A 15,035-nucleotide genomic window follows, 5' to 3' on the forward strand; every position below is an offset into this window, starting at 1 on the left:
CCGAGCGCAGCAAGTTTTCGAACATAGCCTAGTGATAACAATGCCGCCGCAGGGGACGCCATGACTGCCACGAGCTCGCCCAATCCACGCCTGACGGTCGGAGTGATCGCCACCGCCGTCGTGACCTTTACCCTGCTGCTGCACTTCACCTTTCCCAATATGGGCGGGGCGGGACTGCGTCTCCCCTTCAACGCCACGGTATGGATGGGCTTCGCGCTGCTGATGGCGCTGGCCATGTGGCCTGCCACCCGAGGGGTGATCCGCTACAGCCATTTCCACCTGGGCGTGGGCCTGCTGCTGCTGGCGCTATGGGCGCCCTTCGCCTGGAGCTGGAACCCGGCCTCGATGATCGCCTTTCCCCGCCTGCTGGGGGCCACGGCGGGGGCCATATTGCTGCTGGGCCTGGCCCAACTAAGGCTCACTCGACGCGACTGGTGGTGGCTGGGCCTAGCGATCCTTCTCGGCGCCCTGGTGGCTAGCACCTTCGGCTATCTGCAGCGCTACTGGCTGGTCGAGGGCAACTGGGTAAGCTACATCCCCTCCAATGACCGTCCCTTTGGCGTCTTCCAGCAGGTCAATGTGATGAGCAGCTTCCTGGTCACCGCCCTGGTGGTCTCCGCCTGGCTCTATGGCGAGGCAGGGCGGCGCTGGGAAAAAGGCCTGGTCCTGCTGGCACCGCTGGTAATGCCGGCTTTGGTATTAATGACACAGTCGCGCACCGGCTGGCTGGCGGCGCTGATCGCCCTGCCTCTGGTAATGGCTCACCTGTGGTACTTGGATCGCCGCCGATTCGGCCAATGGGCCGGCGTCCTGGGTCTGGGCATCGCCCTGGGGGGGCTGCTCTGGTGGGCGCCCTGGTCGGAGGTACGCGTCGAGCGGGACCTCGCCCGGGCCGGCGAGCGGCTACCGATCTATCTGCATAGCCTAAGGATGATTCTCGAGGAGCCACTTACCGGCTGGGGCTATGGGCGCTTCCAGCACGACTTCCTGCATAGTTTCGCCGACTGGCGGGCCAGCCTGCCGATCAACCAGCCGGAGATCGTCGAGCCAATTATTACCCGGAACTATAACCACCCGCATAACGAGCTGCTGCTCTGGGGCGTGGAGGGGGGACTACTGCCGATGGCGGCGATCCTCGCCTACGGTGGCTGGGTCTTCTGGCGGATTCTAGCCCATGGGCCGAAAGGCGAAAGGCTACTGTTTTGTGCCCTGCTGCTGCCGCTGGCCCTGCATACCATGACGGAGTACCCCTTCTACCACTCCATCGCCCACTGGCTGGCCTTTCTGCTATTGCTGGGGCTAGTCACCGAGCGCTGCTGGCCCGGCCGGGAAAGGGCCAATCGCTATACCTTTGGAATTCGTGTAGGCGGCTGGTTGGCGGTACCTGTACTTTGGGTCTTTATGGTGACCCATCTACACACTCTATGGCTATTTAAGGTATACTCAGAAACAGAGGAAACCACCACTTTATTGAAAATCATAAACCCCATGGGCTCCCCTTTAGAGGCAGAGAGGTTGATCATGGCAGATCAACTATCACTCTCTCTGGAAAACGGGGCAAATGATTTCATAGAAAGATACATATCCTGGGCAGATAATTATTTAAAAACCTCCCCCAGGGAAAACATTTACCTTAACAAATCTATCGCCCAGAATTTTCTTGGAGAGCCTTCAAACACAATGGGACCCAGATTGTTTCCTAGCTTTTTCTCAAAAAAACAAGACAACTAAAGAACAATGGCCGGAAACCCGGCCATTGTTAAACATGGTTATCGACAGTTAGATGGGAGCCATTCAGGATTTGAAGCCCCGCTAGCAGCAGCACAATCCCAGGACTCTACATGGCCAGGGTCTTGCCAGGCGGTACCACTTCCATCGACTACGACAGTTGGTGATAGAACCACATCCAAGCCAGCAAGATCGCTTTGTCCCTGGACAGTAATAACACCATCAGTTCCAACTGTTAAACCACCTGCATACTGGGTTGTTTGAAATGCACCTGCACAAGTAGATGGATCCTCACCCAACTGTGCAGCTTCGGTTACACAAGTTCTCGCCCCGCTGGCAGCAGCGATTATCTCAGATGCCTTGGCACGGTTTGTATAATCAAGATATCTTGGTAAAGCTACCGCCGCCAAGATGCCGATAATCGCCACCACGATCATTAGCTCGATTAGGGTAAAGCCGCCCTGCCCTGCCTTTACGTAGCGCTTGATGCCTTGTTGCTTTTTCATCACGATCACCCCTCGGTTGTTAGCGAGTCGACCCCTTGCCAGTTTCCGCATTGGCCGCTTTGGCCACATCGGCCTAACCTCGCTGCTTGCTCACCTGCCTATCACACCCTTATCACACCTTTATCACCCCTCGCCTTCCCTGCGGAGCCACGCCAGGAGTCTAGCCAGCCCCTGGGGGTCGGAATGAACCACCCTTCAACGCTGTTGCCACGCGGGCTTGCCGCTGTCGGCGTCGGCAACATTGACAAGAAGGTGGCCATCGCCGTTGCACAGGTTTACATTAGTTTACACAGCGAAGGCGCGCAAGGATTTCCCTAAAGACGCAAAAAGCGAAGCAAACCGTTGGTTAGCCGGGCTATGTAGACAGGGCATGGCGTGGCTTGCGGGCGGCTCTCAACGCCGCCCTCAACGGGGCGAAGCCGCTAGACTGACCTAGGCTAGGAGCGTGAGGGAGTGTTAAGGAGGATTCGCTGATGCGGCAGGAAGATTCGGGGCGCCTACGGCGCCCAATCGTCCGGCGGAGCCGGAGCGCCGAACCACGAGCTCCCACAACCCCAATGGCCACCCAGGCTGCTGTGGGAATTCCACCCAGCTTAGTGTGGGAGCGCGGATTCCGCGCGATAGATAAAGGCGCCTACGGCGCCAATCGCTCGGAGAATCCGAGCTCCCACAGGGGAAAGCGCCGGACCGCCGCGCTCCCACAAGGGCATCAGATCGAGGAGCCGTTATGCATGATTCGCATCCACCGTCGGTGGACTATCATAGCCTGATCGCCCAGAGCACCGCCTCTGGGCCGACGGGCGGAGGCGGTGTGCCGGTGGCGGCGGACCTGCGCGGCCTGAGCCGGCGCCTGGTGCGCGACGGCGTGCTCTCCGAGGCGGCGGCGCGGCGCGCCGAGGAGGAGGCCCGGGAAGAGGACGTCTCGCTGATGGCCCATGTGATCGATAGCGGCCTGGTGACGCCGCGCCAGGCGGCGCTGGCGGCGGCCTGGGAGTATGGGCTGTCGCTGATCGACCTGGACGCGGTGCGCCCCGACAGCCTGCCGCCGGCGGAGAGCATGCCGGAGAAGGTGCTGCGCAAGCTCTCAGTGTTGCCGCTGCTGCGCCACGACCACCGCCTGACGGTGGCGGTGCCCTACCCCGCCACCCTGGCCCAACTCGACGAGCTGCAGTTCGCCACCGGCCTCAACGTGGAGGGGGTGCTGGCGCCAGTGGATCAGCTCGGCCCGGCGCTGGAGAACTACCTCTCCCACGCCGACAGCCAGGAGATGATGAAGGGGCTGGAGGGCGCCGACCAGGCGCTGGACAACCTCGACTACGAGGAGTACGACCCGGAGCAAGAGGGCCCGGCGGTCACCGCCGGCAGCGAGGACGCCCCGGTGGTGCGCTTCGTCAACAAGATCTTGCTCGACGCCATCCGCCGCGGCGCCTCGGATATCCACTTCGAGCCCTACGAGACCCAGTACCGCATTCGCCTGCGCATCGACGGCATCCTGCTTGAGGCGGCGCGGCCGCCCTTCAATATGCGCCAGCGCATCGCCGCCCGCCTCAAGGTGATGTCCAAGCTGGATATCTCCGAGCGGCGCCTGCCCCAGGACGGCGCTATCAAGATGCGCCTGTCGCGCAACCGCTCCATCGATTTCCGGGTCAGCACCCTGCCCACCGTCTATGGCGAGAAGATCGTGCTGCGTATCCTCGACCCCAGTTCGGCGCAGCTAGGCATCGACGCCCTGGGCTTTACCCCGGAGCAGCGAGAGATGTACCAGCGGGTGCTGGACGAGCCCCAGGGCATGATCCTGGTCACCGGCCCCACCGGCAGCGGCAAGACGGTGACCCTCTATACCGGCATCAATATCCTCAACACCCTGGAGCGCAATATCTCCACCGCCGAGGACCCGGTGGAGCTCAAGGTGCCGGGGGTCAACCAGGTCAATGTGCTGCCCAAGATCGGCCTGGACTTCGCCAGCGCCCTGCGCGCCTTCCTGCGCCAGGACCCGGACGTGGTGATGGTCGGTGAGATCCGCGACCTGGAGACCGCCGAGATCGCCGTCAAGGCGGCCCAGACCGGCCACCTGGTGCTCTCCACGGTGCATACCAATTCGGCGGCGGAGACCCTGACCCGCCTGGCCAACATGGGGGTGGCGCCCTTCAATATCGCCAGTTCCGTCAGTCTGATCATCGCCCAGCGCCTGGCCCGCAAGCTCTGCCCGCGCTGCAAGCAGCCGGCGGAGATCCCCCGGGAGGCGCTGCTGGCGGAGGGCTTCGGCGAGGAAGAGGTCGCCTCGGCCACCATCTTCCATCCGGTGGGCTGTCGCCACTGCACCCTGGGCTACAAGGGGCGCGAGGGCATCTACGAGGTGGTACCGGTATCGGAGGCGATCAGCCAATTAATCATGCGCCAGGGCAATGCCATGGAGCTCGCCGAGCAGGCCCGACGCGAGGGTCACCCGGACCTGCGCCGCAGCGGCCTGCTCAAGGTAATGCAGGGCATCACCAGTCTGGAAGAGGTCAACCGGGTCACCAAGGACTAAACAGGAGGGGCCGCGATGGCGACCATGACACGCCAAGCCAAGGCAAGGGCCAGGCAGCAGCTGAAACTCTACCGCTGGCAGTGGAGCGGCAAGGCCCCCAGCGGGCGCAAGGTGAAGGGCACCCTGATCGCCGCCAACCGCGCCGAGGTGGAGAAGACCCTGGGCGGCCAGAACATCATCGTGCGCACCATCCGCCGCAAGGGGGGCATGGGCGGCATGGGGCGCATCAAGCCCCGCGACATCATGCTCTTCGCCCGCCAGATGGCCACCATGATCCGCGCCGGGGTGCCCATGCTGCAGGCCCTCTCGGTGGTGGCGGAGAGCCTCAAGAAGCCCGCCATGAGTGCCCTGGTGCAGCAGCTGATGAATGACGTCACCGCCGGCACCAACCTCTCGACGGCGATGCGCAAGCACCCCAACCACTTCGACTCGCTGTTCGTCAACCTAGTGGAAGCCGGCGAGCAGTCCGGCTCCCTGGACCATATGCTCGACCGGGTGGCGGCTTACAAGGAGAAGCTGGAGTCCCTCAAGGGGCGGGTCAAGAAGGCGCTGTGGTATCCGGCGGCGGTGATCGCCGTGGGCATCGCCGTCACCGCCCTGCTGCTGATCATGGTGGTGCCCCAGTTCGAGGCGCTGTTCCATGGCTTCGGGGCGGAGCTGCCGGCCATGACCCGCATGACCATCTACCTCTCGGAGCTGGCCCAGGCCTACTGGCTATGGGTGCTGGGGGGCTTCATCGTCTTCGTCTTCCTGATCCGCCAGGGAATCAAGCGATCGGAGGCCTTCGCCTACCGCATGCATGCCTGGTCGCTGAGGATTCCGGTGATCGGCGATATCCTCGACAAGTCGGCGGTGGCCCGCTATTCGCGGACCCTGGCCACCACCTACGGCGCCGGGGTACCCATGGTGGAATCGCTGGACGTGACCTCGGGGGCCACCGGCAACAAGGTCTACGAGCGGGCGGTGCGCCAGGTGCGCGAGGACGTGGCCACCGGCCAGCAGCTGCACTTCGCCATGCGCCTGACCGAGCAGTTCCCGCCGCTGGCGGTGCAGATGGTCGGCATCGGCGAGGAGTCCGGGGCCCTGGATGCCATGCTCAACCGAGTCGCGGACTACTACGAGGAGGAGGTGGACAACAAGGTGGACGCCCTCACCTCCCTGCTGGAGCCCTTTATCATCGTGGTGCTGGGCGTGCTGGTCGGCGGCCTGGTGATCTCCATGTACCTGCCCATCTTCGAGCTGGGCAGCGTGATCTAGGACTGGTGGCCACTGGTGCCGGAGAAGGCGCTGGGGTTGTTGGAATCCGGGTTCCCCGAACGATTGGGCGACGCAGTCGCCCTCGGGTACCGGTCAAGATCGCCCTTCGGGCGATATCGCCGAGGCGTCGGACCGGCGGAATCCGAGCTCCCACAATAGGTTGGCTGGCCACTGGCACTGTTGCCGGAAAAGGCTCCGGGGTTGTGGGAGTCCGGCTCCGCCGGACGATTGGGCGACGCAGTCGCCCTTGTTAATACAGTAGGAGGCGACATGGATCGGCACCTGCCCCATAGCCATTCCCTGCGCAAGGGTCGCCACTCTCTTCCCGGCCACTGGTACCTGGTGACCTTTGCCACTCAGGAGCGCCGCCCGATCTTCCTGAATCACCTCACCGCACGGCTGGCCTGCCGATCCTTCTATGCCGAGAGCGTCCGCCATCAGGCCAGCACGCTGAGCTTCGTGGTGATGCCCGATCATGTGCACTGGCTGCTGCGCCTCGACGGCCAGCTATCCGACGCGGTGCGAATCTACAAGGCCAGGATCTCCACCGGACTGGGGCAGAAGATCTGGCAACCCGGCTTTCATGATCGGGCGCTGCGCCATGAAGAAGATCTCAAGCCTGCCGCACGCTACCTGGTGGCCAACCCCATTCGCGCGGGCCTGGTCGAGCATACCGGCGACTATCCCTATTGGGATGCCATCTGGCTATGAACTGCATCACCTGAGATGGCCACCGGTGCCGGGGAAGGCTCCGAGGTTGTGGGAGTCCGGCTCTGCCGTAGGATTGGCGCTGTCAGGCGCCCTTGGGTACCGGCCAGAATCGCCCTTCGGGCGATATCGCTCGGCACAGCCGAGCTCCCACAGTAGGTTGGCTGGCTATTCCCATAACAGGCTGGGTGGCCATTACCCCAATTAACCCGAGGAAGGCCGCTCCCAGCATTACCGCAACAGCCAGGAGAGCACCAGCAGCAGCAGCAGGATGCCGGCGACGCCCTGCCAGAAGCGGGCGGGCTCGCCGAGCGGGCCGCCGTCATCGCCGTCGTCGCCATCGCGGCGCGGTTCGCGCAGCGTCACCAGGAATTCGGAGAGGCGCCGGTAGCGTAGCGCGCGTTGGGGGTCCAGGGCGCGACGCAGGGCGTCGTCGAGGGCGGCATCCACCTCGGGATTGGCGGTGCGGGCGCTGCGGTAGCTGAGCTTCTCCAGGTCGGTATGGGTACGCAGTTGGTGGGGGGCCAGGGCATAGGGCAGACCGCCGGTGAGCAGCCAGTAGATGGTGGAGGCCAGGGCGTACTGGTCGCTGCGCCGCCCCACGTCGGTGTCCAGGGCATACTCCGGGGCGCTGTGTTCGGTGAGCCCCACCTGGCGCGCCAGCTCCCGGGAGTGGCGGTGACCGTCCCCCTCGCGTAGCCGGCAGGCGCTGAAGTCGGCCAACACCACCTGCCCATGGGAATCGATCAGGATATTGTCCGGGTGGATGCGCTGATGCAGCAGGTCGCGATGGTGCAGGGCCTGCACCGCCTTGCCTAGCTGGCGAGCGATATCCAGGCGCTGGGAGAGGCTAGCCTGGGGGTGGCGCCGGGCCCACTCGGTAAGGGTCTCGCCGTTGACCAAGGCCATCAGATAATAGAGGTGGCGTCGCGGCCGCGAAGGCTCGACGACCCGCGCCACGAAGGGCGACTTGACCCGCTCCACCACCCATTGCTGCAGCAGGAAGTGCTCCAGGTAGGCGTTGCGGCTGGAGAGCTCGGGACTCGGCGCCTTGAGCACCATCTGGCGCTGGCTGGCCAGGTCGCGCACCCGATAGACCCGCGATTGAGCGGTCCGCGACAGCACCGCCTCGACCTCCAGGCCATCGAGGCGGTCGCCGGGCGAGAGCTCCGGCGGCACCGGCAGGTCGCCATAGACCTTGCCGGGGCGATCCTCGGTGGCCTCGGGCAAGGCGTCGACCCTCACCAGCTGGAAGCAGAACTGATCGCCGCCGTAGCCGCGCTCCTGGGCCCGCTCGCTGGCGGCCTGGGCGAGGCGTTCGCAGGCGGCGTCCAGGTCGCTGACGTCGGCGCGGATCAGGCGCACATAGTCCGAGGGCATCAGGGTGCCGCGCACCGCCTGGGTGGTGAAGAGAAAGATATCGCCCTGCTTGAGGGGCACCTGTAGGTAGTCGATCTCGATGCTGGGGTCCATGCCCAGCGCCCGGGAGGCGTAACGATAGCCGCCCAGGTCGGTGATATGGTCGCGGGAGAGCTGCTCGAACTCGGCGCCGCGCAGCAGGAAGACCAGGGTATCGCCCATATGGAAGAGGTGCGCCTCGCGGCCCTGATAGACCATCGCCGAGAGCGCCGAGACATAGCTGCCGTCCTTGACGTGCTGGCTCTGGGCGTAGCACCAGGCGTTCAAGGAGCGCAGCACGCGAATGGCGGAGTACTTGACGCCCCAGTGATCGGGGGTGGAGAAGTAATCGGCCACCAGGCCGCGAACGCTGAGGTCACCGGCCTGCTTGGCGATGGCGTTGCGGGAGCTGGAATCACTGATCACCGCCAGCGCGCCCTTGGCTTCCAGCAGGCCGGCCTCGGGGACGCGCAGCGACATGGAGCTGCGATGATGGCGACGCTCCGGTGCCACGAAGGCCTGTCCCACGCTCAGCGATAATTGACGATCCAAGGGGCTCTCCTTATTCACCTCGATGCAGCACCCTACCCCACGCCGGGCAGGCGGCCCCATGATACACGTTTGACCCGCCCCTCGGCCTATCAACCATAGGGGTAGGTCCTGCCATGGTCGGATTGGTAATCGGCGCTTCGGCTTCGTATAATTCGGCGGTTTTCTCTGGCCCCTACAATCCGCCCACGCAAGGATTCGAGAATGAGCTTCAGCAAGATCCCCGCCGGTAAGGACCTCCCCAACGACGTCTACGTGGCCATCGAGATTCCGGCCCAGCATGCGCCGATCAAGTACGAGATCGACAAGGACCTGGACGCCCTGGTCGTGGATCGCTTCATGGCCACCCCGATGTTCTACCCGGCCAACTACGGCTACATTCCCAACACCCTGGCCGATGACGGCGACCCCCTGGACGCCCTGGTGGTGACCCCGCATCCGGTGCAGCCGGGCAGCGTGATCCGCGCGCGTCCGGTGGGCATCCTCAATATGACCGACGAGGCGGGCGAGGACGCCAAGCTGGTCTGCGTGCCCCACGGCAAGCTGACCACCCTGTATGATGACGTCCAGGAAGTGACCGACCTGCCGGAGCTGCTGCGCCAGCAGATTGCCCACTTCTTCGAGAACTACAAGGATCTCGAGAAGGGCAAGTGGGTGAAGGTGGAGTCCTGGGAAGGCGCCGACGCCGCCCGCAAGGCCATCGAGAAGGCCGCCGCCGCCCACGAGAAGGCGTAAGCCAAGCCGTTGGCAGATTCACAAGGGCCGCCCCACTGGGGCGGCCCTTGTGTTTTATTGATCCAAGGGGGAACTCTGGCTCTCCCTCCTTGTGGGAGCTGGCTTTAATCGCCGATACGTCGGATCGCTGCTGAAGCAGGCTCCTACTGGCCTGGGTCTTGCTCGGCGGGCGCCTCCTCGGGCAGCGGCATGTCCTCCGGCGGGGCCATCTGGTCTTCCTGAGGCATGGGTTCCTCCTCAGTGGCATCCTCTTGCACGGCCTCCGCTTCCTGCACGGCCTCTGCCTGGGGCGCGGCGTCTTCCGGCGCTTCCTGGACGGCTTCGGGTGCGAGCGCTGCTTCCGACGCCGGCGGGATAGCCTCTTGCTGGGGCGCGTCTTCCGGCACGCCCTGCTCCACCGCGGCCTCGGGTGCCGTCACCGCCGGCTCAACGGGCTCCCAGGCGGCGACTTCCACGCCTTCGACACGTGCCGCTAGCCGGCTGGCCAGGTCGCGGGCGCGCACCGTGTAGTTGGCCATGACCAGGGAGTGGTTGGCGAAGATGCCGAAGCCGGAGCCGTTGAGCACCAGCGGGCTCCACAACCGACGCTGGGTCATCTCCAGCTCGGCGATCAGCCGGGTCAGGGTCCCTCCGGCCTCGGCGGCGGCCAGCAGGTCGGCATAGTCGCGCTCCACGCCACGCAGCAGATGCAATAGCGCCCAGGCCTGGCCACGGGCCTCGAAGAAGTCGTCGTCGAGGCGATACCAGGGGGTCGGCTCGGGCAGCGCGTCGGTATCAATGGCCAGGTCGCGCAGCGCCTCGCGTTCACCGACGCTGGCGGAGAGACGCTGGCTCAGGTCATCCAGGCGCAGCGCTACCCGCTCCAGCCACCGGGCCAAGGCCTCGCCGTCGTCGGCGAAGCCGGCCTCGCCCTTGCCGAGCGCCAGCAGGTGCTCGCCCAGGTGCTCGCCGGCCTGCGCCAGCCGGGTCTCGGTGGAGGGGTAGAGCCAGTCGCGACTCTCGCCCATCAGTGCCTCACGCGCTTCTTCCAGGGCGGCGCTCTCGCCCTGCTCGAGGGCCGGCAGCCGCTGGGCCAGCTCCCGGGCCTGACGCAGCACGCCGTACTCCCAGTTGGGCATATTGTCGAGCCATAGCCCCGGGGGGAAGATATCGTTGCGTAGGTAGCCCCCCGGTTTCCGCTGCAGGGTATCCACCACGCCGATCAGGGCGGCGGTGGTTACCGCTCCCCGCGCCGCCGGGCTGGTCGCCGCCTCGGGCTGGTCGGCGGCGACTCGTACCCGCTGGTTGGCAGTGACCTGCTCGACATCGAAGGCGGCGGGTTCGCGGCTCCACCAGATGCCCAGGGCCAGGGTCGCCAGCAGATAGAGCACCACCAGCACCAGCAGTGGCTTCCAGATCCAACCATATTCGGGACGCTCCAGTGAGGTGGTGCGCCCGGCAACCGGCTTACGCTTACCGAACAGGGGCATGTGTCGACTTCCTTGACTCGCGAAATGGGCCGGCGCCGCTGCGACGGCACCGAATGCTGAGTTATAGTAGCAGGCGACGCCACGATGACGAGAGCGGCGTCCTGTCCGCCATGCCAACGCGCCCGCCGGGCGGTGGGAACTCTCCCCTCGTCGCCGGGTCGCAAGGGGGCTCCGCCTCCCGTCTGCAAGGATCTTTCCGAGTCATGATTCGCCGTTTATTGCCCTCTCTATTACTGCTCCTGGCGCTGGTCGCCGGCAACGCCCAGGCCCAGTGGTTCTCCTCCGACCGCCAAAGCGACTTCCTGCCGGTCCACGAGGCCTTCCAGGCGAGCGCCTGGCACGATGGCCAGTCCCTGCATGTGGGCTTCGTCGCCGCCGAGGACTATTACCTCTATCGCCATCGCTTCGCCGTGGAGAGCGACACCCTGGCCCTGGGCGAGCCGGCGCTGCCGCCGGGCGAGCCCATGAGCGACGAGTTCCTGGGCGACGTCAACGTCTTCTTCGACCGGGTGGTCTTCACGGTGCCCCTCGAGGCGGCCCCGGTGGCGGGGGAGGTGCCCTTTACCCTGAGTTTCCAGGGCTGCGCCCTGGCCGGCCTCTGCTATCCGCCGGAGCGCCTGGAGATGACCGCCCTGCCCGGCTCGGCGCCTCCCGCCTTCGCCGACTGGACGCCGGACGCCGCCCCCTCCGAGGCGGGCGCGCCCAGCGGCGTGCAGAGCGCCGATGGCCGCTTCAGCGAGCTGATGAGCCGCGCCAGCCTGCCGCTGGCCCTGGGGCTGTTCTTCCTGGCCGGCCTGGGGCTGACCTTTACCCCCTGCGTGCTGCCGATGATCCCCATCCTGTCGTCGATCATCGTCGGCCAGAACCCCGGGCGCGGGCGCGCCTTCGTGCTCTCCGCCAGCTATGTGGCCGGCATGGCCGCCACTTACGCCCTGGTAGGGGTATTGATGGGGCTGTTCGGCGCCGGCCTCAACCTCCAGGCCCGGCTGCAGTCGGCACCGGTACTGATCGGCTTCGCCCTGCTCTTCGTGGGCTTCGCCCTGGCCATGTTCGGCGTCATCAACCTGCGCACGGCACCCCGGCTGACTGCACGCATCCAGGCCTGGCAGACCCGTGCCCAGCGCAGCGGTCCCGTCGGCCTAGCCCTGGCCGGCGCCCTCTCGGTGCTGGTGGTCTCGCCCTGTGTCTCGGCGCCCCTGGCCGGCGCCCTGGTGTTTATCTCCACCACCGGCGACGCCGCGATGGGCGGGGCCGCCCTGCTGGCCCTGGCCCTGGGCATGGGGGTGCCGCTGCTGCTGGTAGGCACCTTCGGCACCACCCTGATGCCTCACACCGGCGCCTGGATGGAGGGCGTCAAGACCGCCTTCGGCCTGCTGCTGTTGGGGGTGGCCATCTGGCTGGTCGAGCGGCTGCTGCCGGGGCCGCTGGCCCTGCTGCTGTGGGCGGCCCTGGCGGTGGCCACGGCCCTGGCGCTGGGCGCCCTGCGCCTGGAGACTCACGGCTGGGCGCGACTGCGCCAGGGCGCGGGCCTGCTGGTACTGGCCTGGGGCCTGGCCCTGGTGCTGGGCGCCGCCCAAGGCGGTAGCGACCCGCTGCGCCCGCTGGTGGCCATGGCGCCGGGGGAGCGCGGCAACGCCATCGCCAGCGAGCCCGATGTGGTGGTGCGCGATCTGGCCGCTCTGGAGCGGGCCCTGGCCGGCGCCGGCGACACGCCGGTGTTCGTCGATGTCACCGCCGACTGGTGCATCTCCTGCAAGCAACTGGAACGCAGCGTCTACCCGACACCGCAGGTGGCCGAGCCGCTGTCGGCCTTCCATCGTGTCCAGGTGGACGTCACCGAGAGCAACGGCGCCAGCCGCGAGCTGCTGGAGCGCTTCCAGCTGTTCGGCCCGCCCAGCCTGCTGTTCTTCGCCGGCGGCGAGGAGATCCGCGAGGCGCGTATTCAAGGCGAGGTGGAGCGCGACGAATTCGCCGGCCACCTGAACCAACTGCTGAGCTGGCTGGAGAGCCGACAGGGGTGAATGGCAGCCCCGAAGCGGCGGCGATTGGTTAACTGTAAAAATACCTACTGGTTAACTGCCATCATCGCGAAACGAGCGTTTATATTCACGCTTCTGCGGATAACCTAGACAACCCAGTCGTTTTTCGGCAAACTCCGCCGACACGCCTTTTGGCGGGACAATCATCGGCAATTTGCTAAACTTTGCCCCGATTCGACACGTTTTTACGCAGGTTGACAGCGCCGCTGCGCAGCCTGCTCGCGCCCCCTCATACTCCGTTACGAGCGAGACAACCGCATGGATATCCGTAAGGTCAAGAAGCTGATCGAGCTGCTGGAAGAGTCCAATATCAGCGAGATCGAGATCCAGGAAGGCGAGGAATCCGTCCGCATCAGCCGCCACCCCAATGGCGTGGCCTACCAGGCGGCCCCGCAGCCCGCCGCCTATGCGCCCCAGCCGGCCGCGGCGCCTGCTCCGGCGGCACCGGCGGCCAGCGAACCGGCGGCACCGGCCGCACCCACCGGCCATACCGTCAACTCGCCGATGGTCGGCACCTTCTATCGGGCCCCGGCCCCGGGCGCCAAGCCCTTCGCCGAAGTGGGCCAGACGGTGCGCAAGGGCGAGGCGGTGTGCATCGTCGAGGCGATGAAGATGATGAACCAGATCGAGGCCGACAAGGACGGCGTCATCGAGGCCATCCTGGTGGAAGACGGCGAGCCGGTCGAGTTCGACCAGCCGATGCTGGTCATCGCCTGAGGCCCTCGCCTCGACGCTCTCAACTGACACCTCATTACGGGCGGATAACAGATGTTGGACAAGGTACTCATCGCCAATCGCGGCGAGATCGCCCTGCGCGTCCTGCGTGCCTGCAAGGAGCTGGGCATCAGGACCGTGGCGGTGCACTCCAAGGCGGACCAGGAGCTAATGCATGTGCGTCTGGCCGATGAAGCGGTATGCATCGGCCCGGCGTCCTCGGCCCAGTCTTACCTCAATATTCCGGCGCTGATCAGCGCCGCCGAGGTCACCGACGCCAGCGCCATTCATCCCGGCTATGGCTTCCTCTCCGAGAATGCCAACTTCGCCGAGCAGGTGGAGCGCTCCGGCTTCACCTTTATCGGGCCGCGGGCCGATACCATTCGCCTGATGGGCGACAAGGTCAGCGCCATCGAGGCGATGAAGAAGGCCGGCGTGCCCACGGTACCCGGCTCCGACGGCCCGCTGCCGGAGGACGAGGCGGAGGTGCTGGCCATCGCCAAGCGCATCGGCTACCCGGTGATCATCAAGGCCGCCGCCGGCGGCGGCGGTCGCGGCATGCGCGTGGTGCATACCGAGGCGCACCTGCTCTCCTCGGTGAGCATCACCCAGACCGAGGCCGCCGCGGCCTTCGGCGACGGCACCGTCTATATGGAGAAGTTCCTCCAAGAGCCGCGCCACGTCGAGGTGCAGGTGCTGGCCGACGGCCAGGGCAATGCCATCCACCTCTATGATCGCGACTGCTCCCTGCAGCGTCGCCACCAGAAGGTGCTGGAGGAAGCCCCGGCGCCGGGGCTCGACCCCGAGGCCCGGGCCCAGGTGCTGGAGGCCTGCCGCCAGGCGTGCCTGACCATCAACTACCGGGGCGCCGGCACCTTCGAGTTCCTCTACGAGAAGGGCCAGTTCTTCTTTATCGAGATGAACACCCGGGTCCAGGTGGAGCATCCGGTCACTGAGCAGGTCACCGGGGTGGATATCGTCAAAGAGCAGCTGCGCATCGCCTCCGGGCTGCCGCTGTCGATCCGCCAGGAAGACGTCAAGCTCAACGGCCACGCCTTCGAGTGCCGGATCAATGCCGAGGACTCCCGCACCTTCATGCCCTCGCCGGGCAAGGTGAGCCTCTATCACCCGCCGGGCGGCCTGGGGGTGCGCATGGATTCCCACCTCTATACCGGCTATACGGTGCCGCCCCACTACGACTCGCTGATCGGCAAGCTGATCACCTGGGGTGAGGACCGCACCGCGGCCCTGACGCGCATGCGTAATGCCCTGGACGAGCTGCTGGTGGAAGGTATCAAGACCAATACCGACCTGCACAAGGACCTGGTCCGCGATACCTATTTCCAGCAGGGTGGAGTCAATATCCACTACCTGGAGAAGAAACTGGGTCTGTAAGCCGCGA

At 65.7% G+C, this 15,035-nt stretch carries 11 protein-coding genes; 8 read left to right on the top strand and 3 right to left on the bottom strand.

Annotated features, from left to right (window positions below; all coding sequences use genetic code 11):
• Window positions 1-60 precede the first annotated feature (60 nt).
• The gene (locus HPA02_RS10500; protein ID WP_146803146.1) at window positions 61-1,731 is read left to right on the top strand and encodes a PglL family O-oligosaccharyltransferase; all 1,671 of its coding nucleotides are present in this window, start codon (window positions 61-63) and stop codon (window positions 1,729-1,731) included.
• 38 nt (window positions 1,732-1,769) lie between these two features.
• Here HPA02_RS10500 and HPA02_RS10505 read toward each other — a convergent pair whose 3' ends face one another.
• Complete coding sequence (locus HPA02_RS10505) at window positions 1,770-2,234, bottom strand: pilin (protein ID WP_146803147.1); 465 nt, start codon at window positions 2,232-2,234, stop codon at window positions 1,770-1,772.
• 727 nt (window positions 2,235-2,961) lie between these two features.
• On the opposite strand from HPA02_RS10505, the gene pilB reads away from it, so the two are divergent.
• The 3 genes from pilB to HPA02_RS10520 all read left to right on the top strand — a co-directional run bounded on the left by pilB (window position 2,962) and on the right by HPA02_RS10520 (window position 6,732).
• The gene (pilB, locus tag HPA02_RS10510) at window positions 2,962-4,764 is read left to right on the top strand and encodes a type IV-A pilus assembly ATPase PilB (protein WP_146803148.1); all 1,803 of its coding nucleotides are present in this window, start codon (window positions 2,962-2,964) and stop codon (window positions 4,762-4,764) included.
• 15 nt (window positions 4,765-4,779) lie between these two features.
• Window positions 4,780-6,021: a type II secretion system F family protein gene (locus HPA02_RS10515; RefSeq protein ID WP_146803149.1), complete on the top strand. Its 1,242-nt coding sequence runs from the start codon at window positions 4,780-4,782 to the stop codon at window positions 6,019-6,021.
• A 270-nt stretch (window positions 6,022-6,291) separates the two neighbouring features.
• Window positions 6,292-6,732: an REP-associated tyrosine transposase gene (locus HPA02_RS10520; RefSeq protein WP_146803150.1), complete on the top strand. Its 441-nt coding sequence runs from the start codon at window positions 6,292-6,294 to the stop codon at window positions 6,730-6,732.
• A gap of 228 nt (window positions 6,733-6,960) precedes the next feature.
• Here the strand turns inward: HPA02_RS10520 and HPA02_RS10525 are convergent, their stop codons facing one another.
• Entirely contained in the window at window positions 6,961-8,607 is a 1,647-nt protein-coding gene (locus HPA02_RS10525) for a bifunctional protein-serine/threonine kinase/phosphatase (RefSeq protein WP_146803197.1), read from the bottom strand.
• A 273-nt stretch (window positions 8,608-8,880) separates the two neighbouring features.
• Here HPA02_RS10525 and ppa point away from each other — a divergent pair, with 273 nt between their 5' ends.
• Window positions 8,881-9,411 (top strand): inorganic diphosphatase, encoded by a 531-nt coding sequence (gene ppa / locus HPA02_RS10530; RefSeq protein ID WP_146803151.1) that lies wholly within the window; start codon window positions 8,881-8,883, stop codon window positions 9,409-9,411.
• 143 nt (window positions 9,412-9,554) lie between these two features.
• Here the strand turns inward: ppa and HPA02_RS10535 are convergent, their stop codons facing one another.
• Entirely contained in the window at window positions 9,555-10,880 is a 1,326-nt protein-coding gene (locus tag HPA02_RS10535; protein WP_146803152.1) for a DUF2333 family protein, read from the bottom strand.
• 203 nt (window positions 10,881-11,083) lie between these two features.
• On the opposite strand from HPA02_RS10535, the gene dsbD reads away from it, so the two are divergent.
• The 3 genes from dsbD to accC all read left to right on the top strand — a co-directional run bounded on the left by dsbD (window position 11,084) and on the right by accC (window position 15,028).
• On the top strand, window positions 11,084-12,901 hold the full coding sequence (dsbD, locus tag HPA02_RS10540; RefSeq protein WP_146803153.1) for a protein-disulfide reductase DsbD: 1,818 nt from the start codon (window positions 11,084-11,086) through the stop codon (window positions 12,899-12,901).
• A 276-nt stretch (window positions 12,902-13,177) separates the two neighbouring features.
• Entirely contained in the window at window positions 13,178-13,636 is a 459-nt protein-coding gene (gene accB / locus HPA02_RS10545) for an acetyl-CoA carboxylase biotin carboxyl carrier protein (RefSeq protein WP_146803154.1), read from the top strand.
• A 51-nt stretch (window positions 13,637-13,687) separates the two neighbouring features.
• A complete protein-coding gene (gene accC / locus HPA02_RS10550) occupies window positions 13,688-15,028 on the top strand; it encodes an acetyl-CoA carboxylase biotin carboxylase subunit (protein ID WP_146803155.1) in 1,341 nt (446 codons plus the stop codon).
• Window positions 15,029-15,035 lie beyond the last annotated feature (7 nt).

It is taken from the genome of Bisbaumannia pacifica, from assembly GCF_007989625.1.
Classification (GTDB): Bacteria; Pseudomonadota; Gammaproteobacteria; order Pseudomonadales; family Halomonadaceae; genus Bisbaumannia; species Bisbaumannia pacifica.